Raw genomic sequence first — 26,992 nt, 5'->3', positions numbered from 1 at the left:
CATTTTGACGTAAGTAATTATGAATAGGGAAATACCAACTAGCAAAAAGGCAACACAAAAAACAGTTGAAAGGAGTGATTTCTAAATGTTGGCACAAGTAGTTGCATCGTTGAAAGCACAATTAACTCAGATCTATCATAACTTTGTCGAATCACCTAAACGAGTGGTCAGTCTTTTTTTCGGATTGATATTGATTTGTTTGGGTGGAGGAATTTATTTTTTTCAAGCAAATACAGTAAAAACACCTTCAGCAGCAACGATAGACCAAACGATTCTAACTACTGAGACGACAGCCGAAGAACAGAGTAACACAGTTGAACAAATATATGTGGATATCAAAGGAAGTGTTAAATACCCAGGTGTTTATTCTGTGACACAAGGCCAACGTGTACAAGATTTATTAACTAAAGCTGGTGGATTGACAGAAGATGCAGATACTAGTCAACTCAATTCTGCTGCGAAGTTGGTGGACCAACAATTGATTTATGTTCCGAAAATCGGTGAGGCTAGTCCGGATCAGCCACAGAACCAAACACCAACTGTTACGGAGTCAAAAATCAATATCAATACAGCAGATATTTCGGAATTGCAAGAATTATCAGGGATAGGAGCAAAGAAGGCACAAGACATCGTCAACTATCGTGAAGAGAATGGGTATTTCAAATCAGTAGAAGAGCTAGAAGAAATATCGGGAATTGGGGAAAAGACGGTTGAAAAACTAAGAAACTTCGTTACAATAACAATAGACTAACTCACAGAGGTGAAGAAAATGAGCAATGATCGAATTCCTTGGGACCAATATTTTATGGCCCAATCTGTATTATTATCTTTGCGCAGTACGTGTACGCGATTAGAAGTCGGAGCGACTTTGGTTAGAGAAAAACGCATCATTGCTGGTGGATATAATGGTGCTGTAAGCGGCGATGTTCACTGTATTGATGAAGGCTGTTACATTGTTGATGGACATTGTCTGCGAACGATTCACGCAGAAATGAATGCTTTACTTCAATGTGCAAAACTAGGAATCCCCACTGAAGGTTCAGAGATTTATGTTACCCATTTCCCATGTTTGGCTTGTACGAAAGCATTGTTACAAGCTGGTATTACTAAAATCAATTATCTACATGATTACCGAAATGATGCTTATGCACTTTCATTGATTGATCAAATGGGTGCATCGATCCACCAAGTATCACTAGATTCGGCCTATTTCTCTAAATTACAAAAAGAGCTATCAGGTGAACGCGTTTAGTTTAAAATTTTGTCTTGTCCAAAATCGCTTGATTTTTCCTGCGGTGATTTCTGGCTTGATTAGTTTAAGTTACTATACAGAAAGCTGGCAATATCGTTTGATTTTTGTCAGCCTTTTTTTCTGGATTTGTCTAAAAGAAGATCGTTCGATTTTGTTTTTAAGTTTAGTTTGTGGCGCTCTGGTTTTTTCTTCCTGTTTGTTTTTAGAAAAACCAACGATTCAATCAAGAGAGTCCACCTCCAGTAGCTTTATGATCAATACTGATACAATGCGTGAATCGGGTGATTTGATTACATTTATTGGAACTTTAATGGATGAAAAACAGCAAAAAATTCAGTTGAATTATCGAGCCCAGTCTGAAGAGGAACTGATCAAGATTCAAAACCTTAGAGGCAAAGCTTTTATTTTATGGGTAAACGGTGAATTCAAAGAACCTGAACGAGCACGAAATCTTTATAATTTTGATCAAACTGCTTATTTTAAGAGCCAACGAATAATGGGAAAATTTACGATTCAAAAAATAAAGAGAATCATAATACATCATACTTGGCATAATTTTTTACAACGAAAAAGAGCGACGGGAATTCTGTATGTCAAAAAGCATTTTCCAGAGAAATTAGGGGTATATATCAATGCTTTACTATTTGGTTACAAAGATGCGATTTTTAGTGACTCCCAAGAAGCATACCAAGATACGGGCTTGCTTCATTTATTTAGTTTATCAGGACTACATATCCAAGTCTATTTAGGCTGGATGTATTATGTTTTTAGACGACTGGGAGGGACCGTTCAAAAAAATACTTGTTTCATGTTTGTTGTCACACTATGTTATGTTGTACTAGCTGGAGGCTCAGTATCAATTTTACGTGCGAGTTTCTTATTTTTACTTCGTTTAGTAGGAAAGTGTTTTAGGGTACAATTGTCTGCAATGGATAGTTTCGCAGTTGTTATGTGGCTATTGTTGTTGCTTGAACCTTTGACACTTTATCAAATTGGAGGTCAATTAAGTCTTTGGTTCAGTTTTTTGTTTATTATTTTGCCGTTATATGAAAGAAAGCAAGGCATCTTCCAGTATTTGATGAAGTTGACTATTTTTAGCATAGTCACGATGCCATTAACCAGTTGGCATTTTTTTCAATGGCCAATTTTTGGGATGTTTCTGACACTACTCTTTTTACCGTTATTTGAATATCTATTATTACCACTTGTGGTTGGTATTTTCGTTTTACATAATTATCTACCAAGCAGTTTTTTATTTGTTTTAGATGATGGGCTAGGTTATTTGGAGCAATTGACGAAGCAACTGACCTTTGGAAATTTGATCATTGGACGCCCGGCTATTGTTTTTTTGTGGTTAGCTATTGGCTATCTTTTATTTCTTCACACCATTTCCTTTCGAAAATATGATTTGTTTAAGCGAATGATCCTTTCATTTTTTGTCCCGTTTGCTTTGTATCATGGGACGAAATTTGATTTGACAACCTCAGTAACTTTTATTGATGTTGGTCAGGGAGACAGTATCCTTTTAAAGGCACCTAATGGACGAGAAAATGTTTTGATTGATACAGGAGGGAAGTTATCTTTTAAGAAAGAAAAGTGGCAAGAGCGTCCAAAGCAAGCTTATTCTGATTATAATCTCGTGCCGTTCTTAAAAGGCCAAGGAATCAGAACCATTCATCAATTGATTTTGACTCATGATGATACGGATCATGTAGGCGAACTGGCTAATTTAGCAAAACATTTTACCATTGAAACTATTTTTATTGGTAAAGGAGCTGGGGAGACGAAAGAAGTCAAAAATCAGCTGAATCGACTGAAGAAGCAAGGAATCACTGTTCAAGAAATCAGTGCGGGGCAAGAAATCACTAGTTATTTTGAACTGCATGTATTAGCACCTTTGAAGCAAGGAAAGGGAAAAAATGAGGACTCTGTTGTTCTTTTAGCAGAAATCAATCGTCGGAAATTTTTATTTTTAGGGGATTTAAATCAGACGACAGAGGAAAAAGTGGGGAAGCGATATCCTTTATTAAAAGCAGATGTTGTTAAATTAGGACACCATGGTAGCAAAACTTCAACTAGCCCTTTATTGATGACACAACTTCAAGCAAAATTAGCCATCATTTCTTGTGGAGCAAACAATTTATATGGACATCCACACCAAGAAGTGCTAACAAATTTAACGAAACAGCATATTGCCTACCATAGAACAGATGAAGAAGGAATGGTTCGTTTTCTTTGGAAACCATTCGATGAAACAGAGAAAATACAAACGATGGAAAGCTGGTAATTCAATTCTTGAAATGGTAGGATAAGTTTTGAAAGTGGTGAATAATTTGAGCGTGCAGGCAGACTTACAAAAAATTCGCAAAGAAAAATTACAACCTTGTTACCTAGTTTTAGGAACGGAAAAATTTTTACAAGATCAAGTGCGAGAAGAAATTTTAAAAAAAATACAAGTTGACAGTAAAGATGATTTAAACTTTTTGAGTTTTGATATGGAAAATACTAGTTTGGATGAAGTAGTCGCAGAGGCGGAAACTCTACCATTTTTTGGAGAACAACGATTAGTATTCGTAGAAAATCCTTATTTTTTAACTGGTGAGAAAGTGAATAATGGGATTGAGCAAAATACAGATTTATTAGTCGATTATTTAAAGGCACCATTAGAATCAACTGTGTTGGTTTTCTTTGCACCATACGAAAAGCTAGATGAACGAAAAAAAGTAACAAAGCAGCTGAAAAAGACTGCAATCATCATTGATGTGAAGCAACTGAATGAAAAAGAAGTTCGTCAATATTTGACAAACACGTTAAATAATTCAGAAATCGCGATGGATCGTTACGCGATTGATTTGTTTTTACGATTAACGGATTTGGATTTATCGAAGTTGATGCGAGAATTACAAAAATTAATGCTTTTTGCACAAGATCAAAAGAAAATCACGTCCAAAGAAGTGGAACAGCTTGTGCCTAAAACACTGGAGCATAATCTTTTCGATATGACACAATACGTGCTGACTGGAAATACAGAACAAGCATTACGATTGTATGAAGATCTGGTCTTACAAGGTGAGGAAACAATCAAAATCAATGCTATTTTGTTGGCGCAATTACGCTTATTATTACAAACAAAATTCTTGATCAAAATCGGCTATCAGCAAGCAAATATTGCAGAAACGTTAAAGGTTCACCCGTATCGAGTCAAACTAGCGATGCAAGAAGTTCGTCGTTTTGACGAAGGATTGTTGGTACGATTATTTGATCAATTGGTGGAATTAGATTATCAGATCAAAACGGGGCAGATCGATAAAGAATTAAGTTTCCAACTATTTGTTTTGCAAGCTGGACAATTAGTTAGGCAGTAGACAGAAGCTTGGTTCAACATAAGAAGGTTTGTGGAGCAAAAAGTGCGTGAAAGCTACGTTATTTGTCCTCTTCAACAAGTAAACGAGGCAAAGAAACAAGGGAGGGACAAAACATGTTTGTTTTGTCCCTCCCTTGTTTGTCAAATCAGCAAATAAAAAAATCGGCCTCAGCCGATTCTTTTACTATTTAGCGATTTTTTTGCTTAAACGAGATTTGTCGCGGTTAGCTTTGTTTTTGTGGATTAGACCTTTTGACTCAGCCATATCGATTGCTTTAACAGCTTCTTTATATAACGCATCTACGTTTTCAGCACCTGAAGCAACAGCGTCTTCGAATTTCTTGACAGCAGTACGCATAGCGCTTGTTTGAGATGAATTCTTTACATTAGCGTTTTCGCTTGTGCGAACGCGTTTAATTGCAGATTCAATGTTTGGCATTAGTTTCACCTCCGATAAAATAAGTTCTTACGCGAGTTACCGCATAATTCAACATTCATTATTATACCTAAAGGAAGCTAGCTTTGCAATATGAACATGACAAGTTTTTTTCCTTAACAGCAAAAGAGCAAAATTTTTTAATTGAATATCAGCAAATGACTGACTAGATAGTGAGTGAAAAGAATGTGAGAACAAAAAAACGCTATTGTGGGAGACAATAGCGTTAACCAAACTAGATTAGATCTATATTTTAAAACAAAATTTGAATGGGAATGTTTGGTACATGGATATTATATAACAAGTGCTACCGTTTGCAAAGTGTTTTTTGAAAAGGGATTACATTCTTGATTTAATAAACGATTCTGATTGAAAAAAATAGTTATTTTATAACTTTGAAAATATCATGAAAACAGTTACTCAGGTGTGCCAACGATTTTGATATATTCATCAATATTTTTGATCATCATTTTTTTGATGACTAATTGATTTCTGCGATTCCATTTTCCTGAAACTTCTAGAATATATTTGTTCAATGGTAGGCGTAAAATATATTTAGCTAAATAACGGTCTTTTAACAAGCCGTTAATTACGCGGTCTTCAAGCTGAAGATTGATGCCAGTTAGCATCATTGGTTGTTCTTGTAGTACATAAGTATCTATTAAAAGACCTTCAAAGGTTTCCATGAGCGTCTTCCTTTCTGATTATTGTTGCAATCTGACATCATTTGCTGATGTTCTTAACACCTAGTATAGCAAAAAAAGTGTGTTTGAGCCAAAAAAGAAAAGAGTTGCCTCCAGAAGTCTTTCGACCTGGATAGCAACTCTTGAACGACCAAAAGATTGATAAAAAGCACTCGTGATGATTTAAAATTTAAATTGAAAAACATTTTGGATCAAGTCAGGAAAGAGAACATATGCTAAGCCTAAAATCAATAGAATAGCCAAGACAAACCAGCCAATAGTCCCAAAGAAATATTTTATTTTTTCTAACATTGTATTCACCTCCCTATCAGTATACCATGGATCTTACACAATCATTTATTAAGAAACAGCAAAATATCAATGTTCTTATCGAAAAGTAGAGTGCATTACGCGAAATTATTCGTTACAATATGAAAGAAAAGGAGTGGTTCGATGTTTATTTGGGTTGTTCGTTTGTTGACAGCGATTGCCATGATTGTCACATTCATTCCAGATACACCATTGGTTTTTTTACCAGTCAACACGTTTCTGGCCTATCTTCCTATAGAACTATCCTACCAGATATTACGAAATAAGACCAAAAGGAGTAGCTATCTATTAATGCCGATTTGGTTACTTTTTTTTCCAAATATTCCGTACTTATTAACAGATTTCGTTCACGTAAAAAGGCTACACATTTATGCGCCGGCTAAGTTAGCAGGGATACCAGATGTCAGACACTGGACATTATTCATTATTTTAGCATTATTGGTTTTTACGTACGTCTTATTAGGATTTGTTTTAGCTGAAAAAATAATTGCCACGTTCCCGTTGTTCGGGCAAACAAGAATGCTGAAAAATGGTTCTTTGATGATTTTTTCGTTTTTATCTTCGCTAGGTGTGTATGTAGGAAGATTTCCACCAAGAATTCATTCGATTTATTTGTTCAAAGAGCCTCTACGTGTCATTCAAATTGCCTTTGTTGAATGGAATTTTGAAAAACTGTTGATTATTTTGTTATTTACTATTTTTCATCTTTGGCTATTTTTTATGTTTTGGTTTATAAAAAAAGTTGTCATTGAAACAGAAGGGATCAACTAAATAGAAAAAAAGCTTACCTTAGTGTGACTGAATCGCCGAAAATACGGCTGATTTCGAGTACACCAAAGGTAAGCTTTTTTTACTTTCCGATTGAAATAAGTTGCAAGATACAATAAGCGATGCCAGATGCAATAACTGGACCAGCAGCGATTCCTTTTAAGAAAACAACACCAAGAATTGTACCAAACACTAAAGCTACGGTAATCTGAGGATCGGAAGCAATCAACCCAACTCCTTTTGAGGAAAGGACTGCAACTAAACCACCACAAAAAATAGCAACCCAGCCCATCGGTGATTTAAAGGCTTCTAATAAATCTTTTAAACCAATTTCACCGGTGGCAATTGGAATCAAAATCGTTGCAGTGATGATCGTGACCCCGATATTGATCCCTTTTCCTTGAAGCCAAGGATAGATATTTTTGGAGATGGGGATTAATTTAAGCAATAGTACAAAACCTGTGGCAATTAGTAAGCTTTGGTTTTTTGCAATAAATGCAATCAATAAAATAAGACCAAGAAATAACCAGCTTTCCATTTAAGAGACCTCCTTTATCTAGAAGTTAATCATACCATTTCAATTATCCAAACAAAAGTCGATAAATCTTGAAGCAATGAGAAGATTGTCAATAAGGCAGTCGATTTACAAAAAAAGGCTGTGAATACTTGTTTGTGCTTTAAGAAATCAGAAAGTAATTTCTATTTCATAAAGACAAACTGTACTTCACAACCATTTCATTTTTAATGAGTAATCGCAGCTTGATACAACGGACAAGACGTACATCGATCAGAATTGTCGCTTTTCAAAGGAGCAAGTGGCTGCAACATTCGTAATCCATTAAGAATCACTAAAATAGTACTACCTTCATGACCAATAACACCGAAGGGCAAGTTTAGGAATTGAAGAAAGTTTGAAAGAATCAACAAAATGATGACACCAATGGAAAAGACAATATTTTGTTTGATGATTCGCTTTAACTTTAAAGAAAGACGATGACTGTAAACTAATTTGTCTAAGTCACTATTCATTAAAACGAGATCGGCCACATCAATTGCAATATCAGTTCCTTTTCCCATAGCTACACCAAGAGTAGCAGTGGCTAAAGCTGGTGCATCATTCACACCATCACCAACCATAGCGTTCGTTTGATATTGTGTTTGTTCTTGCTTGATAATTGCTGTTTTTTCTTCAGGCGTACAGCCGGCGTGAAAAGCAGAAAGACCAACTTGGGTAGCTATTGCTTTAGCAGTACCAAGATTATCACCAGTAATCATACTAGTATGGATGCCAGATTCATTGAAATAGTGGACTGCACCTGCTGCATTTGTCTTAGGGACGTCTAATAAACCGAGAATCGCTAATAGTTCATTCTCTCTTGAAAAGAAAATAACGGTTTTTCCTTGTGTTTCTAGTTCTTCAACAAGAGTTGCTAGCTTTTCATCCTTTTTGATCTCAGCTAGTGAGTAAGCGTGTTTTCCGACATGCCATCGTTTCCCTTGGTAATTCGTAGTGAGGCCAAAGCCAGTGATTTCTTCAACCGTCAACTGCTGAAGCTCCTTTGTTAATTGAAGCTCATAATGATTGATGATTGCTTCAGCTAATGGATGTGTCGTTTGGCTTTCCATAGCAACCAAAACATTTTTACTGATTGGATCATCTGTTAAGAAGAAGGAATCAGTTACGATTGGTTTTCCACGAGTTAGTGTTCCAGTTTTATCAAAAGCGATTGCTTTTAATTCAGCCAGCTGTTCTAAATGAATGCCACCTTTGATCAAAATCCCATTTTTAGCGGCATTGGATAAAGCAGCCAAAGTTGCTGGTGTCGCGGACGCAACGAGGGCGCAAGGTGAAGCGACAACGAGCAAGACCATTCCACGGTAAAAGCTTTCTTCCCAAGTCCATCCAACCAAAAAGTGAGGGAGAAGAATCATCAGCGGAACGCTAAGTAGCACGAATTTGACATACGTATTTTCGATTCGTTCGATAAAGGAAGCTGTTTTCGTTGGCGTATTTTGTGCTTCCTCAACAAGTTGGATAATTTTAGCAAAAACTGTATCAGAGCTAAGTTTTGTTACTGTCATCGTGAAGGGATTTCCTTGATTTAACGTTCCTGCGAAGACGGGATCATGTTGCTGTTTTTCCACTGGTACAGATTCACCACTAATCGCTGCTTCGTCAATTGTCGCTGCTGCACTCATCAATTGACCATCGATCGGAATCGCCGCACCCTTAGGAACAAAGACTTTATCATTGATTGTTAATTGAGTTACATCGACTTCTTTCGTTTCACCAGTCTCGAAAAGCTGTAAAGCTCGTTGTGGTTGCAAGTTCATCAACGCAGTGATTTCTTTTTGACTTTTATTTGTCGTATATTCTTCTAGCGCACCACTTAAACAAAAAATAAATGTCAGCATGGCACCTTCAAAATAATTTCCAATCAGACATGCACCGATAGCAGCGAGGGCCATGAGCAAATCGACATTTAATGTATGGTCGGAAAATAATTCAGTCAAGCCTTCCTTTGTTTGTTTAAAGCCACCAATTCCAATTGCCAAAAGATACAAGAAAGGGGCAAAGGGGAGGGCAAGTTTAGTAAAAATAAAGCCTAAGCTCATAAATATAAAACAAAAAATCGTAGAAATAAATGCTTTTCTTTTTAAAAGTGCCATTGGGCATTCCTCCTTCTCAAAATTACTATAGCATAGTCAAAACCTAATTGATAATAAAATATGCTAATTGAGAACGATAATGGTTATCAGTTGTTTTATATGATTTTATTTATTTTGCAGATAGTAATTATTATCAATAAAACAAATAAAAAAAGAAGCGAGAATCTATTGATCCCAGCTTCTTTTTATGTTCTACATATTAATAAACCAATAACCGATTAAAATAATTCCTAGAATGATTCGGTACCAACCAAAAGCAGTAAAGTCATTCTTCTTCAAGTAACTTAATAAGAACTTGATGGCTAAAATAGAAACAATAAATGAAACAAGTGTACCCACCAGTAAAACGACGGTTTCCTCAGTCCCGAAAGTATTGCCTTCCATCAAATACTTCACGATTTTCAATCCGCTAGCTCCAAACATAACTGGAATGCCTAAGAAGAATGAAAATTCAGTTGCAACAAAACGTGAAGCGCCAATGATGATTGCACCTAAAATAGTTGCACCAGAACGAGAAGTGCCGGGAACAAGTGCTAATACTTGGAATAGACCGACCATCAAAGCTGCTTGATACGTAAAATCGTTTAAAGATTCCCAACGAGGTTTTCTTGTTTTGTTTCTTTTTTCAACAATGATAAATGCGATCCCATAAATAATCAAAACAATAGCAACGGATAAAAAGTTATGGAAATGTTCCTCCAACCAATCATCAAGTGGTAACCCAATGATTACAGCTGGTAAACAAGCAACCACCACTTTGAACCATAATGACCAAGTATCTTTTTTCTCAATTGCTGTTTTACTAGGTGAAAATGGATTTAGCTTATGAAAATAAAGAACAACGACGGCTAAGATGGCCCCTAATTGGATGACCACATTGAACATGGACATGAATTGTGTGCTAGCATCAAGTTTGATGAACTCATCAGCTAAAATCAAATGGCCAGTACTACTAATAGGTAACCACTCGGTAATACCTTCGATGATTCCCAAGATAACTGCTTTAATAACATTTGCAAAAAACATAAATTCCTTCCTTTCCAAACAAAATACATGTTATAGTATACCGTTCTTTTTTTTGAAAACCAAACTGTTTTGAAATATTAAGAAAAAATTTCTAAAGTTCTTTTCAGCACACAAAAAAACAACTGTGTGAAGAATGTTCACGCAGTTGTTTTTAATTTATTTTTTATTATAGGAAAGAATCACGAGTAAGTGCTTTTCCTTTTTCAATATAGCTGACATCATTAATTCCTAAAATCGCAAATTTTCCATCTTGATAAGAAACTTTTGTCACGCTACCATTTTTTAAACCCGCACGTACAGGTTGTTTTTCATCGATCAAGTTCAGTAAGAAAGCGATCGTTAAACCGTGTGAAACGACTAGAACATTTCCGCCACCATGTTTCTCGCAATGATGTGCGATATCTTCAAAACCATTCCATACACGTTCTCTCAATGTTTGGTAAGTCTCAGCCCATCCAGCAGTATCTAGATCGTACACAGCATTTGCAATTTGTTCGAAGGTTACGTCAGTTGTAAACATTTCATCCGGTGTCTTAAAATTTAATACACGAGGGATGACCCCCCACATTTCTTTGTCGTAACCACCTTCAAGTGATCCAAAACACCATTCACGAATTCGTGGATCGATTGAATATGGGATTTCTTTTCCTTTTAAATGTTCCCCTAAAATAGTACGAGCAGTTTCAATTGCGCGACCACTATCACTTGAATGAGCAAAAGCAAATTCTATTTCTCGTAATCCGAGTCCTAGATGGCGAATGCCTTCTTTTCCTTCACGAGTAAGTGGGGTATCACACCAGCCTTGAACACGCTCAATCGTATTAAACATTGTTTTCCCATGTCTGACAATATAAAGAGTTGTTTCAGTCATTTGAACATTCCTCCTAAAATAAATTATGCATTGAAAAATGGATTTGTTTGTTTTTCATATTCGATTGTAGTCGCGTCACCATGTCCTGGATAGACAGCGAATTCATTTGGTAAAACAAATAGCTGTGTTTTGATGCTGTGCAACAATTGTTCTAGATTGCCAGTGTACAAGTCTGTTCTTCCGATACTTCCGCGGAATAATGCATCACCAGAAACGACGAAATCATCAAAAATAAAACTGACACTCCCAATTGAATGTCCAGGAGTAGGAACGACCTGGAAATGAATGTCTCCGAGTGTATATTCTTTCATTTCGAATTCATAGTCAGCAGGGGCGACAATAATATTATTGATATCATCGTGACGACCAAGTCCTGAAAGGTTAAGCATAGGATCACCTAACCAAGATTGTTCAAGTGGGCTGACATAAACAGGAATGTCATAAAAATGACGTAGTTCTTCAACGGCGCCGATATGATCATAATGTGTGTGCGTCAACAGAATAGCTACAGGTTGCTGTGTTGTTTTAGTGATTTGTTGACGAATCAAATCAGCGTCTTCTCCTGGGTCAATAATTAGTAGCGCTTCATCGTTGTAGACTAAGTAACAATTTTCCTCAATTGGCCCAGTTTTTAGACGTTCAATGTGCATAAGAATTCCTCCAATATGTTTTCAAACAAGTCGAATGACTTATTAATCCTTACTATATTATAACGTATTCATCCTCATCGAACAAAAAAGCCCACTTATCTGAATTATCAGACTATATGAAAAGTATTTACATATTTTAAACGGAAGGATAGGGAGTTTTCATCACATTTTAATTTGACCTTGTTATATTTATCTCATCCAAAAATCCAAATTCTATATCCTATATCCCTGCCCATCCAGCAGGGTATTTTTTTGCCCAAAAAAGAAAAAGTTCGTTTATTGTGTTTCATCCTTTGCGAATGAGTTTTTTTCAGGTAATCTTATAGACGAAAGAAGGAGGCGGATGTGGTGAAACAATCAAAAATCTCTGTGCGAAATCTTGTTGAATTCATTTTAAAAAGAGGAAGCATTGATAATCGCAAAAAGAGTAACCATACCGCATTAGAAGGCGCAAAAATTCACCGGAAGTTGCAAAAGCAAGGCGGAGAAACCTATGAAAAAGAAGTGTTTCTTAAAAAAACGGTAGATTTAGACGGTTACCAATTAACGATTGAAGGCAGAGCAGATGGGATCTTTCAAAAAGAGGGCATTTACTATATCGATGAAATCAAGACTTCTGAACCACGCTTTGAAGATTTAGAACCAGAGCAAATTGAATTGTTCTTTCATCAAGTACGAGTGTATGCTTATATCTATAGTCAGGAGCATGACTTGCCAGAAATCAATTTACAATTGACTTATTTCCAAACAACGGAAGAAATTATTACTCGAAAAATCGAGCACCAAACGATTGATGAGTTAGATACTTTTTTTACAAAATTAGTTGAGGATTATCAAGAATGGCTGATTTTTTCTGAAAATTGGCGGACTGTTCGGAATGCGTCGTTGATGGCATTGAAATTCCCTTACGAACAGTATCGCAAAGGTCAACGTGAACTTGCTGTTGCGGCCTATAAAACGATTCGGACAAAGCAAAAACTTTTTGTCGAAGCGCCTACAGGGACGGGGAAAACGATTTCCACGTTGTTCCCAACGTTAAAAGCAATTGGCGAAGGTGAAGGAGAACGACTTTTTTATTTGACAGCCAAAACAATCACACGACAAGTCGCCGAAGATGCTCTAGTTGCATTGAAAGATGTTGGGGCGCAAGCAAAAAGTGTCACGATTACTGCAAAAGATAAAATTTGTTTTTTGACAGAAACGACTTGCAACCCGGATCAGTGTCCTTATGCCAATGGTTATTATAATCGAATCAATGAAGGTTTATGGGATCTATTGAATCACGAAAATCAACTGACCAGAGAAGTGATTGAAAAATATGCAAAAAAACATATGTTGTGCCCGTTTGAATTATCTTTAGATGCAAGTCTTTGGTGTGATGTGATTATTGGTGATTACAATTATTTGTTTGATCCGACTGTTTATTTGCGACGATTTTTTGAAGAAGAAAAAAATGAAGAAAATCTTTTTCTGATTGACGAAGCACATAATCTGGTGGGGCGCTCAAGAGAGATGTATTCAGCAGAGATCTCTTATAGTAAAACGAAGAAAGTCAAAGAAGCTATTCCCAAAGAATACGCTAAATTACGGCGGAGATTGACAAAGGTAGAAAAGGAATTTAAACAAATTGAGCAAGCGCTAGAGACTAAAACTTATCACCATCAAAAAGCTTCTGCAGACTCATTGACCAAATCACTGTACCAAGTCAGTGAATACATCAAAGAATGGCTAGCTGAATATCCAGAGCATCCCGTGCAAGAACAGTTATTATCTTATTACTTTGAGGTGTTGCATTTTTTGAAAATCAGTGAATTTTACGATGATCACTATGAAACAACAGTTGAGAAGAACTTGTACGATTTGGTAGTGAAGGAATTTTGCATCGATCCAAGTTATTTTCTTGAACAGTCGCTAGCAAAAGGACGGAGCAGTGTATTGTTTTCTGCTAGTTTTTCTCCATTATCTTACTATCAAGAAACATTAGGTGGAAAAGATAGTTTGGCGTATCGTTTACCAAGTCCATTTCCTGAGGAAAATCAGCAAGTGATTGTTGCAAGTTATCTTGAAACCACTTATCGAAAACGAGAAGCAAGCTTACCGGCATTGGTTGAAACGATTGCGCATTTCACACAAGCAAAAACAGGAAATTATTTTGTTTTCTTTCCTTCTTATAGCTATCTGGATCAAGTGGTGACGGTCTTTAAAAAACAGTATCCTGAAGTGAAAGTATTGATTCAAGAAACAAAAATGGATGAGAATGAGCGCGAAACATTTTTATTGAACTTTCAGGAAAATCCACAAGAAACATTGATCGCATTTTGCGTATTGGGTGGTATTTTCTCAGAGGGTATTGATTTAAAGGGAACTCGTTTGATTGGCAGTATGATCGTTGGTGTTGGGTTACCTCAAATGAATCACGAGCAAGAATTGATTAAAGAATACTATGATGAAAAGGAGCAACTTGGATTTGCTTACGCGTATCAATTGCCGGGAATGAATAAAGTATTGCAAGCTGCCGGTCGAGTGATTCGAGATATGACCGATCAAGGAATTATCGTATTAGCAGATCGCCGCTTTGCTAGTCCAACTTATAGTCAACTGTTTCCTAGACATTGGCAAAATGCTGCAAAGGTCCAAACATTAAGTGGGCTTGATGAAACGGTAAATAAATTTTGGCAACAAACGACAAAATAAACACCAAAAAAGGAGTCGACAATCGATAATGTCGGCTCCTTCTTTAGTAATAAGTTTCCTTTAGATAAAATAGGAGAAGCTATTTTTAGAAAAAACGCTTTATTACTTGAAGTTAATCATTTTACATCATAACTTTTAACGGTAATTAGTAAATTGCAATTCAATCGGCAAATCAAGTTTTCTTAACAAAGAAATCACTTCTTGTAAATCATCACGGCTTTTACCCGTTACCCGAATTTGATCTTCTTGAATTTGTGCCTTCACTTTTAACTTGGCATTCTTGATTGCTGTTGTGATTTTTTTCGCATTTTCTCGATCTATTCCACTAACTAAGTCAGCATTTTGTTTAGTCTTTCCACCCAGTGCGTGTTCAGAGTCAGAAAAATGAATGTTTTTAATAGGAACACCTCGCTTAATCAATTTACCTAGCAAAACATCTTTGATTTGCTCTAATTTAAAATCATCATCACCTAAAACGACTAAACGATTTTGCTCTAATTTGATTTCAACTGTAGACCCTTTGAAATCGAAACGATTGGTTAATTCTTTTGTTGTTTGTTGAATTGCATTTTTTACTTCTTCCATATTTACCTCTGAAACGATATCGAAACTTGCATCTTTTGCCATGGATACTCCTCCTTATTTTCACAGTCAGTTTCTTTTATTGTAGCATAGTGCCTCATTTATAAAGTAGCGTTTGTTAAAATTCTTCTCATTTATCTAACAGGTGTTTTATTTTAATTAAGAAACTGTTATTCTTACATTTGAAATAAGGTGTAGAGGAGAGGTGCTCATGAGCAAAGTGATGACTGTCTATCAAAAAAATGAAATGCTGAAGAAATTAGTGGTGATTTTGATAACCGGGGTAACAGCAGCTGTTGCTTTGAATTATTTTTTGATCCCAGCAAATGTTTTTTCTGCGGGAATGAACGGGATTGCGCAAATCATTGCTTCTTTGTTGTATGAGTGGTTCCATATCCAAGCTGATACCGGAATCTTTATCTTTATATTAAATATCCCTGTCTTTATCTTAGGTTTTTTAAAAGTTGGTAAAGGATCGACGATTTTAAGTTTTATCAATGTTCTAGGCGTATCGTTGATGACAACGATTATGCCAGTAGGACACGTAACAGATAATATTTTGATGAATGCTTTAGTTGGTGGTGTTTTGCTAGGAATCGGTGCAGGTTTGTCTCTTAAAATGGGCTTTACAACTGGCGGTATGGATATCATTTCGTTAGTTTTATCGCAGACAACTGGGAAGACTGTTGGTAATTACATGTTTATCTTAAATGGTATCATTGTTGTAATTGCTGGTTTCTTTTTCAACTGGGAAAGTGCATTATATACAATTATTTCGATTTACGCTTTGACGCAGGTAGTCGACGCGATCCATACAAGTCACCAGAAAGTAACAGCAATGATCGTGACGGTCAAACCAGACCAAGTAACCGAAGAAATAATGAAAAATATGGTGCGTGGACTTACTTTATTACCTTCAGTTGGTGGCTATTCAAAAAAAGAAGGCAAAATGATCATGATGGTGATCACGCGTTATGAGTTGTACGATTTAGATCAAATCGTTCACGAAATTGATGAAGATGCCTTTATTAACATTCTGCCAACACAATCTGTTTTTGGTCGTTTTGCAAATGAACAGGAACAAAAAACCTATCGCTCGACAGGAGTTTTACCTGAACCTAAAAATAAACAAAACCGTAAAAAAAGATAAGCAGTTAATAATAACTTTAATATAAATTCTTGGTAGATAAAAAAACGTAACGCTAAACGAGAAATGAACGTTATAATTCTCATTTACAAATCAGTAAAAAGAGAGTATGATAAACAAAATTGGACGAAGGAGTGTCGACTATGACAGAAGCAAACCAAGACTGGTCTGCACAAGAAACAGAAGCAATCAAAGAACGAATTCTTTCTGCATTAGAAACAGTAATCGATCCCGAATTAGGAATCGATATCGTTAACTTAGGTTTGATTTATGATATTGAATTCAATCCAGAAGATGGCGACACGGTAATCAAAATGACCTTAACAACGATGGGCTGCCCATTAGCAGATATCTTAACAGACTCCATTCACGATGCTTTACGTGAAGTCGAAGAAGTGAAGAAAGTCGAAGTGAAACTTGTGTGGTACCCAGCGTGGACGACGGATAAGATGAGTCGTTATGCTCGAATTGCTTTGGGGATTAGATAAAGAATTTACACATTTTAAATAAAACAGAAAATTGTTGCTCCTTTATTAGCTCAGATGCTAGTGAAGGAGTTTTTTTGTTCTGTTTTTAGTCAGATGTTCATCAAAATCATCCAATGTTAAAAAGTTTTCGTGCAATTTAGAAACAGCAAATTAGGCACCGAGTCATGTTATTGAGAATTTTTTTAAGAAACAAATGAAATGGAATTCTAGCTTATTTTGTAGGTGAAAAATTTATAAGAAATTAGCCAATTAATCGAATTCTTTCGTTAGTTATTTTATAAAAAAGACACGAAAACGTTATATGAGAGGGAATATGAGATAAAAAAAAGAATTTCACATTATCGTAAATAATCGATTAGAATAATTGTCTATACCTTGAAACCTTTTGCTGATATCGATACTGTTGAGAGCAGAATAGAAAAGAAAAGAGGTTTTGTATATGAAAATAAGTAGTTTATTCTTTGCATCATCATTATTAATCAGTCCATTAGTAAATCTCGGGGAAATTTTCTATCAACCAAACCAATCAGAAATGGCGAATAGTCAAGTTTCTAGTTGGACACAGTCAACATACGGGAATGTCAATAACATCAAGTTTACTGGAGAGTTTTCAGACTATAATTCCGGTGTAAAAAAATTAGCTGTGGGGGAAACAATCAATATTAACACATCTGTTAGCTTTTCTGGTGATCAGGAAGCAATCGAACAAGCAATAGTTGCTTTTGAAAATGTAGATCCTAATCTGACAATTAATGATCATGATGACTTAAAAATCGATGGAAATAGTGGCGTATGTAGTTTTTCCGTAACGTTAAACGCTTATTCTAACAAGCCATGTTTATTTACTATTAAAATTAAAGACGGGGTGGAAGGCGACAGCAATCACTTAACCCCATACGCTCAAACTGAAATGATTTTGGCTGAAGAAAACTCAGACTCAAGCAGTACTACAGATACAACAAGCACGAGCACGACAGACTCAAGCAGTACCACAGATACAACAAGCACGAGCACGACAGACTCAAGTAGTACTACAGATACAACAAGCACTAGCACGACAGACTCAAGCAGTACCACAGATACAACAAGTACGAGCACAACAGACTCAAGCAATACCACAGATACAACAAGCACTAGCACGACAGATTCAAGCAGTACCACAGATACAACAAGTACGAGCACAACAGACGCAAGTAGTACATCAGATACAACAAGAAATAGCACAGATTCAAGTAGTACCACAGATACAACAAGCACGAGCGCGACAGATTCAAGTAGTACCACAGATACAACAAGTACGAGCACAACAGACGCAAGTAGTACATCAGATACAACAAGAAATAGCACAGATTCAAGTAGTACCACAGATACAACAAGCACGAGCGCGACAGATTCAAGCAGTACTACAGATACAACAAGTACTAGCACGACAGATAGAAGTAACACTCCGTCATTCTCAAGTAGCAACAAGGGAGTTTCTGATACAAATAGTTCGGTCGAAAAAGGAACTCGTTTGGTAGTTAACACGAGTCATTCGTCTGATTCAACAAATGACAGTTTTGAAGAGTCCGAAAAAAAACTTCCTAAAACGAATGATGCGTCTAAACCCTTGATTGCATGGGCGGGAGTTGGTACGATTACGCTTGTCTTACTTACATTCTGGTATCGTAAAAATAAAAAAACGGATCAATAAAATTTCGATCCGTTGAAAGCAAATTATGAAAACAGTCTGAGATAATTTTATCTCAGACTGTTTTGTTTTGATTAAAACCAGAGCGGAAGTAGCATGGCGGCAACAGCAGTACCTTGATAAATTTCTGCATCATGTTTTAGTTGATAATATAGTTTGAGAACTGCTTCTGGAAGTTGTTGCTTATTTTCAAGGCAACTAAGCGTGATTGCGTGGCAAAGCTTTGTAGCTACTAGTTTCGTGTTTTCCGTTCTTTCTAATTCTTGTGCAGCATTAAAAATCATTTCTTTGATTTTTGGCATCTTGGCAACTTCTTCATCTGAATAAGCAGAACTTAATTGATCCATCATGAGCATGATTTTTTTTTCAGACATTGAACCATCTCCTTGTGAGTAGCGTAGCACTTTTACCTAAGGAACTCAAAAGAAAAATCCTTAACTAAAAGGAATAGATTCTTCCATTTTTGCTGTTCTGCTGCATAAGAGCTATCCTCGCAAAACAAATGATAAAAAAACACTAGTTAAAAATCAAATAATAGTTTTTTGTGTTTTTATTAGTGGTGACGTGTGATTTTTTAATCTTAATTTCATTTTATCGCGGAGTCTGTAGTTGTTTTATTTAAAGTTGTTTTTCAAACACATTTTTTATTTTTTAGTAAATATATTTTTTGTTTTTAACTAATACCTATTATTTTAGTATCGTAAAATAATAGATATAAAAAGAGTTTCTATTGACATTTTGTATTTTTTAAGTTATTTTAATATTGCGTAGTGAAAACGCGAACATATAGTATTTGATTTTTTATGCAGTGACATTACTGTTTTTAGAATCAGCCGTTTCAAAAATACATATTTATAACTTATGTTTTTTATTAGAGAAAATATTTGTTTATTAGAAAAACGAGCAATAAATTAGTATGTTTAGTTTTAAAAACAAAATATGACTTAAAACTAAGTGGAAATTTTTCCGATGAATTGTATTCCTATGTCTAGGTAAAATTTGATTGGAATTTATTTGTGTTCGTTTGCTAGTATAATTTGTGTTCCAAGGCATACTACGCAAAAAAGACAAATTTCTTTGGAACCAAACATTATGTTTGAAAATAATACTTTTTTTATAATGAGTGCATAAGCAAATTTAGGTAACCCTCGTGTAGGTAAGACTAGAAGTAAAGTGTTTTACCTTATCTGAATTTGGCTTGGAAGTATTCATTTAAAAAATAGTTTTATTGAAAAAAATAAAAAAGGGAGATATAAAAATGGTAAAAAAATTATTAGTTAGTACCTTAATTTTAGGTGGAGTTGTTTTGGCTCCAATTACGGCAAGTGCATGGGAAGCAGGAGAAACAGATCCAAATGAAGCTGGCGGACAAACGATCAAGGGTCAAGATGCTGGGAATGTAGCGGTTAATGGTTGGATTGGTGCATGGGATTCATCAAATCCAGAATCTCCAGATCCAACTGATCCAGAAGATCCAACAGTCATCGACATCACAATTCCAACGACCGTTTTATATGCTAATAGTGTAGATGATGCTGGAAAGCCAACATCAGCAATTATTTCACCGACATATAAATTAACAAATAACTCAACATCAAATGATGTAAAAGTTTCTGTTGAAAAATTTAGTTCAAAAAATGCCGTTGATATAAAACAAGATTTATCAGTTGTAGCAACAGGTGAAGCAGCAGTTTCTTTACAAACAAAAGCAGGCCAAATGCTTAATGCAAGAACAAAGCTGGTAACTGTTCCTAAAACATCAACGAAAAACTTTGAATTCACAGGAAACATTGATCAAAGTGCTTTTCCAACGGGAGACGCAGCGGCAGCATTGAGACCTACATATGACATGTCTCTACACTTTACAGCAATAAAATAAGCAAATAAAGAGCTTTGAAGTAAAGGAGGGAGATTGACTAATCTTTCTCCTTTTCTGGGTTTTGACATAGGGGGATATCAAAAATGGTGGAACAAAAAGAAAATAAGAAGAAAAAAAGACGATTATTGATTTTATTACTATTGTTACTTGTTGCATTAGGCGCATTTTTTTCATTTTACTTTTTCAGAGAAACACCGAAAGTTATCAGCGGATTGCCAGACGTTGAACAAAATTTAGAAAAAATGACAGATGAAGAAATGCTAAAGTTCATGCAAACAGAAGTCGACAAAGACAATTTTAATATCAATTTGAAACATGAGATCGCAGTTTCAAAGGAAACGAATGTTGCTCAAATCGCGGTGAAAAACAAACCGACGAATGCTTACAGCATCCAAGTAGCCTATTTGCTGAAAGAAGGAAATGAACAGGTTTACAAATCTGGACTGATACCTGCAAATCGACAATTAATGGAAGCCAAGCTAGCAAAAGATCTGTCCGAAGGTAGTCATGAAGTAACGATTGTTTATACGATCTATGATGAGGAAAAGGAAATCAATCAATCGACAATCGACGGTGTTTTATATGTTAGTTAATAAAGGAGGCGTTGATATGTATGGAGGACGGTGGAGAAGGGCTGAACAAAAAAGGATGAAACAAGAATGAAGAATAGACAAAAGATGATCATCTGGCTGATGTTAGTAGCATTGCTACTTTCAGAAATTACTCATTTGGTGAGTATTAGTAATCAAATTGTATGGGCACAAGAAGAGCAGACAACCGCTGAAACATCAAAGACAGAAGCTTCATCAACAGAACCATCGACAACGGACTCGACAATAGCGACAAGTCAGGAGCAAGTATCTGCTACGCAAAAAAGTTCTGCAGAGGAATCTGTTTCTTCAAAAATAGCAACAACTTCTGAAGTAACGGATGAAGCAACGACAACGAGTAAGAAAAAACCGGCTGCTATAACAGATTTCAATGAAACACAAAAAGAGCAACTGAGCAAAGCCGTTAAAGCTTTTCAGAATGAAATTGCTCGTCGTCAAGCAGCATCAACACAACGGCTGGGAAATTATGCTGGAGCACAAGTTTCGGAATCCTTTGCTATAGGAAGTGGGTTTGCACCAACAACTACCGCAGAAAGTGGTCGATATAAATGGGAATATAAAACCAAGTTACTAGCAGTTAATGCATCTGTGGTACGTAATAATTCATCAGCTACTTCATTTGAAGTAAAAGTTCAGCCAGGAAATGGAACGACTACTTTTACCAACACTGTGACACGTAATTATCCATCTACTATATCTACTGTTTCTGCACAAATTCGATACTATTTTCAGGTCGAAATGACTGAAACAGAGTATGTTTGGGATATTAACTGGTATCCAAATGGTAAATCAAAGACCCTCACATTGACTTATTATGATGATGATCCTGTTTGGGTAGAACAGACAAATGTCGCGCCTGCTGGAATACCTAGTGCATATAACGATCTCTATCAGAAGTGGAAGGAAAGCGGTCATAACAAAATTGCTAACGAAGCAGTGAAACAAATCGAGTCAAACTGTAATAAATTGGGACAGAATGTTGGCGATTCTGTCACATTTAATATTAATGGATTGGTTGAGGGAAATGGTGTCACTTACAATAATGCAAGTATGGCAGGAAAATATATCGTTGATCCTGATAAATTTCAGTTAACACTTGATTCAACTGCCACTCCATATATTCAGTTAGAAAAAGTCGGTAGTACGGGGACAAATATAACCTATCAAATGAAACGCATAAAAAACGGGAATGTTGGTGGAAATCACTCAATAAGTATTACTTCACAGCATGATGCGAGTGGGGAGAAGATGCTGATGCGTGATGGTTATTCATTTTATAGTGCGCTACCCCTGGAAAATATTACATCTGTTACTACAAATTTGTCTATTGACCTGACAGATAAACGACAGATTTGGGCAGATCCACTAGAACAAACGATAGTACTTGGAGCTGGATTATTCTTAAGCGAAATACCAGATATTTCAAAGATGATTACAAACGTACGTTTAGAAGATGGTACCCCCCTCAATGCTTCTGAGTACACAGCGCAGATTGTATCGAGGCCTACATTTGATAACATGGCTATTACTGAAAAGATCGTAGTAGAGTTAACACGTAAGTCAACAGGTGTGGTAAGTACAGTAAACGTGCCAGTCAAAATGTCGTGGGGAAATACCATTCAGCTTCGCGGGTATGACAATGGTACAAGTGGTGCATACACACTTCATAAAATAGAAAATACATACTATATTCGTTCCAGCTATGGAGAAAATAAAAATTATAGAAGTACTGGTATTCATGAGTATCGTAAAGGAATGACCTATCAGTCAATCACGTTACTAAGAGGGACGGGAAGAATCGATCAACTAAATAGCACGTACTATAAAGGATTCAATGGAGAAGTCACTACGAATGAGGTAGTAAATAGTTTTAACGCACAACAAGAAGTTCAACTTGGCGATGTCGTCCAAATATGGCATAAGGAACAGTGGAGAAATTCTTACACTAGGAATGGAAGCAGTGTTAGGTATTCAGACATGGATGAAGGAAATGTCTATTTTGCAGTAACATCTGATGGTTTCATCCCATATCGCTTAAACCTATTGAAACCAAAAGAAACGACAATTACGACCACAACCACCAATGCAGAGTTAGATAAACAAGCAGGTAATTTGATTGATTTTCTTGGGATGAGTGGAAATGGATTGAAAGTTTCTAAGATTACTGAGTATCCAGATCGGTCCAAAACAGGAACGTCAAAAGGAAAAGTCCTCGTAGAAGAAACGATTTCAAATGTAACACATACTTATGAATATGAAGTAACATTTAATGTGAAGGATGATCGACAAATTTGGGCAGATCCAGTGGAACAAACAATTGACTTAGGAACCTGGACAGGGGAGCTAGCTGCAGATAAAATGGTTACCAATGTTCGATTAGATGACGGGACCACCCTAGATCCAAGCGAATATACAGTTAAAATATCTTGGGCGCCTAATCTTGATAATTTGGCATTAACCGATAAAATCGAAGTCGAACTAACAAGAAATACGACAAAAGCGGTTACCAAAATCCAAGTGCCAGTCAAAATGTCTTGGGGAAATACGATCCAGCTTCGTGGAGAAAATAATAGTACGACAGGCGCCTATACGTTACACAAAATAGGGAATTCCTATTATATACGTTCAAGTTATGGAGAAAATAAAAATTATAGAACATCTGGAATACATAGTTATTTCAGCGGGACACCTTATCAGTCGATCACTTTGCTGAGAGGATCAGGCAGAATCGACCAGTTGACGGGTACCTATTATCAGGAATTTAAGGGGGACGTGTCCGCTGATCAAGTTGTCAATAGTTTTGGAACAAATAGCCAACAGCTAGTTCAAATTGGTGATGTTGTCAAAATTTGGCATAAGGAACAGTGGCGAAATACCTACGTCAAAAATGAAACAGAAACCAAGTATTTACCAAAAGATGAAGCAGTTGCTTACTTTGCCGTCACTGAAAAGGGGTTTGAGCCGTATCGCTTAAATCAGTTGGAACCAAAAGAGATGACGATTCAAACCACGATGTCAGATGAAGAATTGGATAAACAAGCAAATGATATGATTGATTTTAAAGGCATGAGTGGAAACGGGTTGAAAGTTTCTAAGATCACTGAGTATCCTGATCGATCAAAAGTAGGAACGGCAAAAGGAAAAGTGTTAGTAGAAGAAACAATTGACGGCCACACATATACTTATGAATATGAGGTGCCTTTCAAAGTTACGGATGATCGGCAAATCAAGGCAGATGTGGTGGAACAAACGATCGAGCTCGGAACATGGTCAGGAGAGATACCTGACGTCTCGAAGATGGTTACCAATGTACGTCTCGAAGATGGATCGGCAATCGATTCTTCTGATTACACGGCGGAGATTACCTCAGTTCCTAGCTTCGATAATATGACGGTTACGGATAAAATTGGTGTGGAAATCACCCGTAAGTCAAATGGTGCGGTGACCTATTTACAAGTACCAGTCAAAATGTCTTGGGGACACACGATTCAGCTTCGTGGTTATGTTAGTGGTACAAGTGGTGCATATACTTTAAAAAATGTTGGTGGTTCCTATTCTATTCGTGTGAATTACGGTCAAGATAAAAATTATTCTCCTAGTGGAGTTCATTACTTTTTTGGTGATACTCCCTATCATTCAATCACTTTGTTGAGAGGCACTGGGAACATTGAACAGCTTAGCAGTACTTACTATAAAGAAACAAATGGTACTGATACAACCAAAGAAGTTGTAGAGAATTTTGGAACGAGTGGAGAACAATCTGTTCAATTAGGCGATGTTGTCAAAATTTGGCACGAAGAACAATGGCGCAACTCATATTTTAAAGATGAAAAAGCGATCACATATTCAACCCAAAATGAAGGGATTACGTACTTTGCAGTAACCGCAGATGGCTTCGTTCCTTATCGGTTGAATCAATTGAAAACGAATGAAATGACGATTTTCACTAGTACTACGGATGCAGAACTGGATCAGAAAAAAGAGGATATGATTGATTTTCTAGGGTTAAGTGGTAATAATTTGAAAGTTTCTAAAATCTCGCAATATCCAGATCGTTCCAAAGCTGGAATGGCGCAAGGAAAAGTATTGGTAGAAGAAACAATTGACGGTCAAACACATACTTATGAATATCAAGTCACTTTCAATGTTTTGAATGATTTAAATGTTTCTGCAAAACAAATAATGGATATTCCTTTAGGTACAACATTGTCAAATGAGGCAAAGGAATATGTCACAGTTACTTCTACCCCAGAAGATGAAGGTAAGTTGACTTTTGAGTGGGTCGGTGAGCCGATTAACGCTTCGACAGTGGGAGCACACCAAGCTGTGGTGCGTGTTAAAAGTCCAACTTTCAACAAATCAGTGGATGTAACCATTGACTACAAAGTGCTTTATGGTAACAGTATCGTGATGGGAACTGATCCAACGATTGCAGTCAGCTTATTAGCCGATAAAAGTACACCGAAATTAGTTGCAACCCCGGGACCAACAAAAGACAGATTAAGTCTACGCCCATTAGTCAATATTTACCGTGGGTCGTTAGCACATCAACTTACTGTACTAAAGACGGATACTGTTTACCAGAAACCTGAGGAGTTAACGAAAACTTGGAATAGTTTGATTGCTAATCAGAACTACTCTTATGGGGATGTCCTTATCGTTTCTGCTTATCATAGAGATTCTCCTAGCTGGAACTGTAATGGTACTGAGACGTATATCAGTCGAAATGAAGCTCTTGTCAAAGAATCAGAGGGTTACGATGATGCGCTTTATGAATTGACATCAAACGGCTACTCTTTGATGAACATCAATCGTTTGACAACAGAACTTCAAGAAATCGAACAAGGGACAACGGAGGAGGAACTAGATAAACGAGTAAATGAGTTTCTTTCAACCGAAAATTATGACAATATTCAAGTCAAAGGATTTTCAATGTATCCAGATACGTCAAAAGTAGGTGGAAGCACATCGATTATTACTGTCTCAGAAACATTAAAAAGCGGTGGTACTTTTGAATATCAATATCCAGTATCGTTTCTGGTCAAAGCACCAAACTTGACCTTAACAACGAACTTGTCAGTTACAAATCTGTCTAGGACAGAAGAAGAAACCAAAGTTGGTGATGAGTTGCTTTATTCATATACGCTAACAAATGATAGTCCTATCGGCATATTGAAGACTGGAAACTTATCTGTTGAGTTACCGGAAGGACTAGAAGCTGTAACGCGTTCTGAGCAAACAATTCCTTTAACTGAATTAGCAGCGGGTGAAACTTTTACTCATCAATTAATGGTTAAAGTGACCGATCAAGCACTAAATCAAAATCCAGTAGTGAAAGTAACTGGTAAAGCAATCAATGAGAGTACAGCCGAACAAGAAATCCCTGAAGCAACAGTCGATGTACCAGGTAGTTTAGTTACTGAAGTGGATGCATCAGAGATAGATATAACTATTCCAACTAAAATGAATTTTGGTTCAGAGGATAAAAAAATTATTTCTCCAGTTTATAAAATGGAGAATAATTCGACAACACCAGTTGAAGTATTGGTCGATCAATTTACACCAGATCAAAAACTGGAAGGGAAAAACCTATTATTAAATATAACTTCTGGCAATCAGTCCGTTAGGTTATATGAAAATGAACAAGGTTTTAATCAAATTCAATCTTTGTTAACGCTCGATTCAAGAGAAATCAAGCAACTTTCATTTAATGGTTCTGTGAATCAACAAACGGAAGTATCACAATCTTCTTCAACACTGAGGTTAAGATTCAAATCTATAAAATAATATGAAAAAGGTGGCTACGATTTTAGATCATAGCTACCTTTTTTTGTTTCATAATGAAGAGAAT

22 protein-coding genes are annotated in these 26,992 nt (G+C 36.2%); 12 read left to right on the top strand and 10 right to left on the bottom strand.

Features of this window, described 5'->3' with window-relative positions; genetic code table 11:
• Window positions 1–85: 85 nt before the first annotated feature.
• Genes AC4BD1_RS07415 through holA form a run of 4 tightly spaced genes read left to right on the top strand, consistent with a single transcriptional unit; the run spans window position 86 to window position 4,617 of the window.
• On the top strand, window positions 86–751 hold the full coding sequence (locus AC4BD1_RS07415; protein ID WP_206909298.1) for a helix-hairpin-helix domain-containing protein: 666 nt from the start codon (window positions 86–88) through the stop codon (window positions 749–751).
• An 18-nt stretch (window positions 752–769) separates the two neighbouring features.
• Window positions 770–1,252: a ComE operon protein 2 gene (locus tag AC4BD1_RS07410; RefSeq protein ID WP_206909300.1), complete on the top strand. Its 483-nt coding sequence runs from the start codon at window positions 770–772 to the stop codon at window positions 1,250–1,252.
• Window positions 1,239–3,539 carry a DNA internalization-related competence protein ComEC/Rec2 gene (locus tag AC4BD1_RS07405; RefSeq protein ID WP_490485406.1) on the top strand — a complete coding sequence of 767 codons (2,301 nt, stop codon included), beginning with the start codon at window positions 1,239–1,241 and terminating at the stop codon, window positions 3,537–3,539. Before AC4BD1_RS07410 ends, AC4BD1_RS07405 begins: the two co-directional genes overlap by 14 nt.
• Window positions 3,540–3,573: 34 nt before the next feature.
• Window positions 3,574–4,617, top strand: a complete 1,044-nt coding sequence (gene holA, locus AC4BD1_RS07400) for a DNA polymerase III subunit delta (protein WP_490467302.1) — start codon at window positions 3,574–3,576, stop codon at window positions 4,615–4,617.
• A gap of 183 nt (window positions 4,618–4,800) precedes the next feature.
• Here holA and rpsT read toward each other — a convergent pair whose 3' ends face one another.
• The 3 genes from rpsT to AC4BD1_RS07385 form a co-directional block, all read right to left on the bottom strand.
• The gene (rpsT, locus tag AC4BD1_RS07395) at window positions 4,801–5,055 is read right to left on the bottom strand and encodes a 30S ribosomal protein S20 (protein WP_067481289.1); all 255 of its coding nucleotides are present in this window, start codon (window positions 5,053–5,055) and stop codon (window positions 4,801–4,803) included.
• A 413-nt stretch (window positions 5,056–5,468) separates the two neighbouring features.
• A complete protein-coding gene (locus AC4BD1_RS07390) occupies window positions 5,469–5,738 on the bottom strand; it encodes a hypothetical protein (protein ID WP_206907487.1) in 270 nt (89 codons plus the stop codon).
• A gap of 180 nt (window positions 5,739–5,918) precedes the next feature.
• Complete coding sequence (locus AC4BD1_RS07385; protein WP_256869128.1) at window positions 5,919–6,047, bottom strand: hypothetical protein; 129 nt, start codon at window positions 6,045–6,047, stop codon at window positions 5,919–5,921.
• 141 nt (window positions 6,048–6,188) lie between these two features.
• On the opposite strand from AC4BD1_RS07385, the gene AC4BD1_RS07380 reads away from it, so the two are divergent.
• Entirely contained in the window at window positions 6,189–6,836 is a 648-nt protein-coding gene (locus AC4BD1_RS07380; RefSeq protein WP_490485405.1) for a DUF1361 domain-containing protein, read from the top strand.
• Between the two features lie 79 nt (window positions 6,837–6,915).
• Here AC4BD1_RS07380 and AC4BD1_RS07375 read toward each other — a convergent pair whose 3' ends face one another.
• The 5 genes from AC4BD1_RS07375 to AC4BD1_RS07355 all read right to left on the bottom strand — a co-directional run bounded on the left by AC4BD1_RS07375 (window position 6,916) and on the right by AC4BD1_RS07355 (window position 12,050).
• A complete protein-coding gene (locus tag AC4BD1_RS07375) occupies window positions 6,916–7,371 on the bottom strand; it encodes a DUF441 domain-containing protein (protein WP_206907485.1) in 456 nt (151 codons plus the stop codon).
• 203 nt (window positions 7,372–7,574) lie between these two features.
• Window positions 7,575–9,503: a heavy metal translocating P-type ATPase gene (locus tag AC4BD1_RS07370; RefSeq protein ID WP_490485404.1), complete on the bottom strand. Its 1,929-nt coding sequence runs from the start codon at window positions 9,501–9,503 to the stop codon at window positions 7,575–7,577.
• Between the two features lie 192 nt (window positions 9,504–9,695).
• Complete coding sequence (locus AC4BD1_RS07365; protein WP_206907483.1) at window positions 9,696–10,529, bottom strand: undecaprenyl-diphosphate phosphatase; 834 nt, start codon at window positions 10,527–10,529, stop codon at window positions 9,696–9,698.
• Between the two features lie 166 nt (window positions 10,530–10,695).
• Window positions 10,696–11,400 (bottom strand): histidine phosphatase family protein, encoded by a 705-nt coding sequence (locus AC4BD1_RS07360; RefSeq protein WP_490485403.1) that lies wholly within the window; start codon window positions 11,398–11,400, stop codon window positions 10,696–10,698.
• 23 nt (window positions 11,401–11,423) lie between these two features.
• Window positions 11,424–12,050, bottom strand: coding sequence for an MBL fold metallo-hydrolase (locus AC4BD1_RS07355; protein ID WP_206907476.1), 627 nt, complete (start codon window positions 12,048–12,050; stop codon window positions 11,424–11,426).
• Between the two features lie 345 nt (window positions 12,051–12,395).
• Between AC4BD1_RS07355 and AC4BD1_RS07350 the strand changes: the two genes are divergently transcribed.
• A complete protein-coding gene (locus AC4BD1_RS07350; RefSeq protein WP_490485402.1) occupies window positions 12,396–14,744 on the top strand; it encodes a helicase C-terminal domain-containing protein in 2,349 nt (782 codons plus the stop codon).
• Window positions 14,745–14,879: 135 nt separating this feature from the next.
• Here AC4BD1_RS07350 and AC4BD1_RS07345 read toward each other — a convergent pair whose 3' ends face one another.
• Window positions 14,880–15,371 carry a YajQ family cyclic di-GMP-binding protein gene (locus tag AC4BD1_RS07345; RefSeq protein WP_490466177.1) on the bottom strand — a complete coding sequence of 164 codons (492 nt, stop codon included), beginning with the start codon at window positions 15,369–15,371 and terminating at the stop codon, window positions 14,880–14,882.
• A 166-nt stretch (window positions 15,372–15,537) separates the two neighbouring features.
• Between AC4BD1_RS07345 and AC4BD1_RS07340 the strand changes: the two genes are divergently transcribed.
• The 3 genes from AC4BD1_RS07340 to AC4BD1_RS07330 all read left to right on the top strand — a co-directional run bounded on the left by AC4BD1_RS07340 (window position 15,538) and on the right by AC4BD1_RS07330 (window position 18,654).
• Window positions 15,538–16,476 (top strand): YitT family protein, encoded by a 939-nt coding sequence (locus AC4BD1_RS07340; protein ID WP_242589842.1) that lies wholly within the window; start codon window positions 15,538–15,540, stop codon window positions 16,474–16,476.
• Between the two features lie 140 nt (window positions 16,477–16,616).
• On the top strand, window positions 16,617–16,961 hold the full coding sequence (locus AC4BD1_RS07335) for a metal-sulfur cluster assembly factor (RefSeq protein ID WP_067481306.1): 345 nt from the start codon (window positions 16,617–16,619) through the stop codon (window positions 16,959–16,961).
• A gap of 439 nt (window positions 16,962–17,400) precedes the next feature.
• On the top strand, window positions 17,401–18,654 hold the full coding sequence (locus AC4BD1_RS07330) for an LPXTG cell wall anchor domain-containing protein (protein ID WP_490466176.1): 1,254 nt from the start codon (window positions 17,401–17,403) through the stop codon (window positions 18,652–18,654).
• Window positions 18,655–18,725: 71 nt separating this feature from the next.
• Here the strand turns inward: AC4BD1_RS07330 and AC4BD1_RS07325 are convergent, their stop codons facing one another.
• The gene (locus AC4BD1_RS07325) at window positions 18,726–19,025 is read right to left on the bottom strand and encodes a bacteriocin immunity protein (RefSeq protein ID WP_490466175.1); all 300 of its coding nucleotides are present in this window, start codon (window positions 19,023–19,025) and stop codon (window positions 18,726–18,728) included.
• A gap of 884 nt (window positions 19,026–19,909) precedes the next feature.
• Between AC4BD1_RS07325 and AC4BD1_RS07320 the strand changes: the two genes are divergently transcribed.
• From AC4BD1_RS07320 to AC4BD1_RS07310, 3 genes are all read left to right on the top strand, one after another.
• The gene (locus AC4BD1_RS07320) at window positions 19,910–20,530 is read left to right on the top strand and encodes a hypothetical protein (RefSeq protein ID WP_490466174.1); all 621 of its coding nucleotides are present in this window, start codon (window positions 19,910–19,912) and stop codon (window positions 20,528–20,530) included.
• An 83-nt stretch (window positions 20,531–20,613) separates the two neighbouring features.
• Window positions 20,614–21,123 carry a hypothetical protein gene (locus AC4BD1_RS07315; protein WP_490466173.1) on the top strand — a complete coding sequence of 170 codons (510 nt, stop codon included), beginning with the start codon at window positions 20,614–20,616 and terminating at the stop codon, window positions 21,121–21,123.
• A gap of 66 nt (window positions 21,124–21,189) precedes the next feature.
• The gene (locus AC4BD1_RS07310; protein ID WP_490485401.1) at window positions 21,190–26,928 is read left to right on the top strand and encodes a COG1470 family protein; all 5,739 of its coding nucleotides are present in this window, start codon (window positions 21,190–21,192) and stop codon (window positions 26,926–26,928) included.
• Window positions 26,929–26,992: the final 64 nt, after the last annotated feature.

The sequence above is a fragment of the Enterococcus sp. DJ147D b genome (assembly GCF_058216655.1).
The sequence above is the reverse complement of the archived record's forward strand: the minus strand, read 5'-3'. Positions and strand labels throughout refer to the sequence as shown.

Coding starts and splice junctions, on each gene's coding strand:
- AC4BD1_RS07415 (WP_206909298.1), top strand. CDS start 86: ATGTTGGCACAAGTAGTTGCATCGTTGAAAGCACAATTAACTCAGATC.
- AC4BD1_RS07410 (WP_206909300.1), top strand. CDS start 770: ATGAGCAATGATCGAATTCCTTGGGACCAATATTTTATGGCCCAATCT.
- rpsT (WP_067481289.1), bottom strand. CDS start 5,055: ATGCCAAACATTGAATCTGCAATTAAACGCGTTCGCACAAGCGAAAAC.
- AC4BD1_RS07390 (WP_206907487.1), bottom strand. CDS start 5,738: ATGGAAACCTTTGAAGGTCTTTTAATAGATACTTATGTACTACAAGAA.
- AC4BD1_RS07385 (WP_256869128.1), bottom strand. CDS start 6,047: ATGTTAGAAAAAATAAAATATTTCTTTGGGACTATTGGCTGGTTTGTC.
- AC4BD1_RS07380 (WP_490485405.1), top strand. CDS start 6,189: ATGTTTATTTGGGTTGTTCGTTTGTTGACAGCGATTGCCATGATTGTC.
- AC4BD1_RS07375 (WP_206907485.1), bottom strand. CDS start 7,371: ATGGAAAGCTGGTTATTTCTTGGTCTTATTTTATTGATTGCATTTATT.
- AC4BD1_RS07370 (WP_490485404.1), bottom strand. CDS start 9,503: ATGGCACTTTTAAAAAGAAAAGCATTTATTTCTACGATTTTTTGTTTT.
- AC4BD1_RS07365 (WP_206907483.1), bottom strand. CDS start 10,529: ATGTTTTTTGCAAATGTTATTAAAGCAGTTATCTTGGGAATCATCGAA.
- AC4BD1_RS07360 (WP_490485403.1), bottom strand. CDS start 11,400: ATGACTGAAACAACTCTTTATATTGTCAGACATGGGAAAACAATGTTT.
- AC4BD1_RS07355 (WP_206907476.1), bottom strand. CDS start 12,050: ATGCACATTGAACGTCTAAAAACTGGGCCAATTGAGGAAAATTGTTAC.
- AC4BD1_RS07345 (WP_490466177.1), bottom strand. CDS start 15,371: ATGGCAAAAGATGCAAGTTTCGATATCGTTTCAGAGGTAAATATGGAA.
- AC4BD1_RS07340 (WP_242589842.1), top strand. CDS start 15,538: ATGAGCAAAGTGATGACTGTCTATCAAAAAAATGAAATGCTGAAGAAA.
- AC4BD1_RS07335 (WP_067481306.1), top strand. CDS start 16,617: ATGACAGAAGCAAACCAAGACTGGTCTGCACAAGAAACAGAAGCAATC.
- AC4BD1_RS07330 (WP_490466176.1), top strand. CDS start 17,401: ATGAAAATAAGTAGTTTATTCTTTGCATCATCATTATTAATCAGTCCA.
- AC4BD1_RS07325 (WP_490466175.1), bottom strand. CDS start 19,025: ATGTCTGAAAAAAAAATCATGCTCATGATGGATCAATTAAGTTCTGCT.
- AC4BD1_RS07320 (WP_490466174.1), top strand. CDS start 19,910: ATGGTAAAAAAATTATTAGTTAGTACCTTAATTTTAGGTGGAGTTGTT.
- AC4BD1_RS07315 (WP_490466173.1), top strand. CDS start 20,614: ATGGTGGAACAAAAAGAAAATAAGAAGAAAAAAAGACGATTATTGATT.
- AC4BD1_RS07310 (WP_490485401.1), top strand. CDS start 21,190: ATGAAGAATAGACAAAAGATGATCATCTGGCTGATGTTAGTAGCATTG.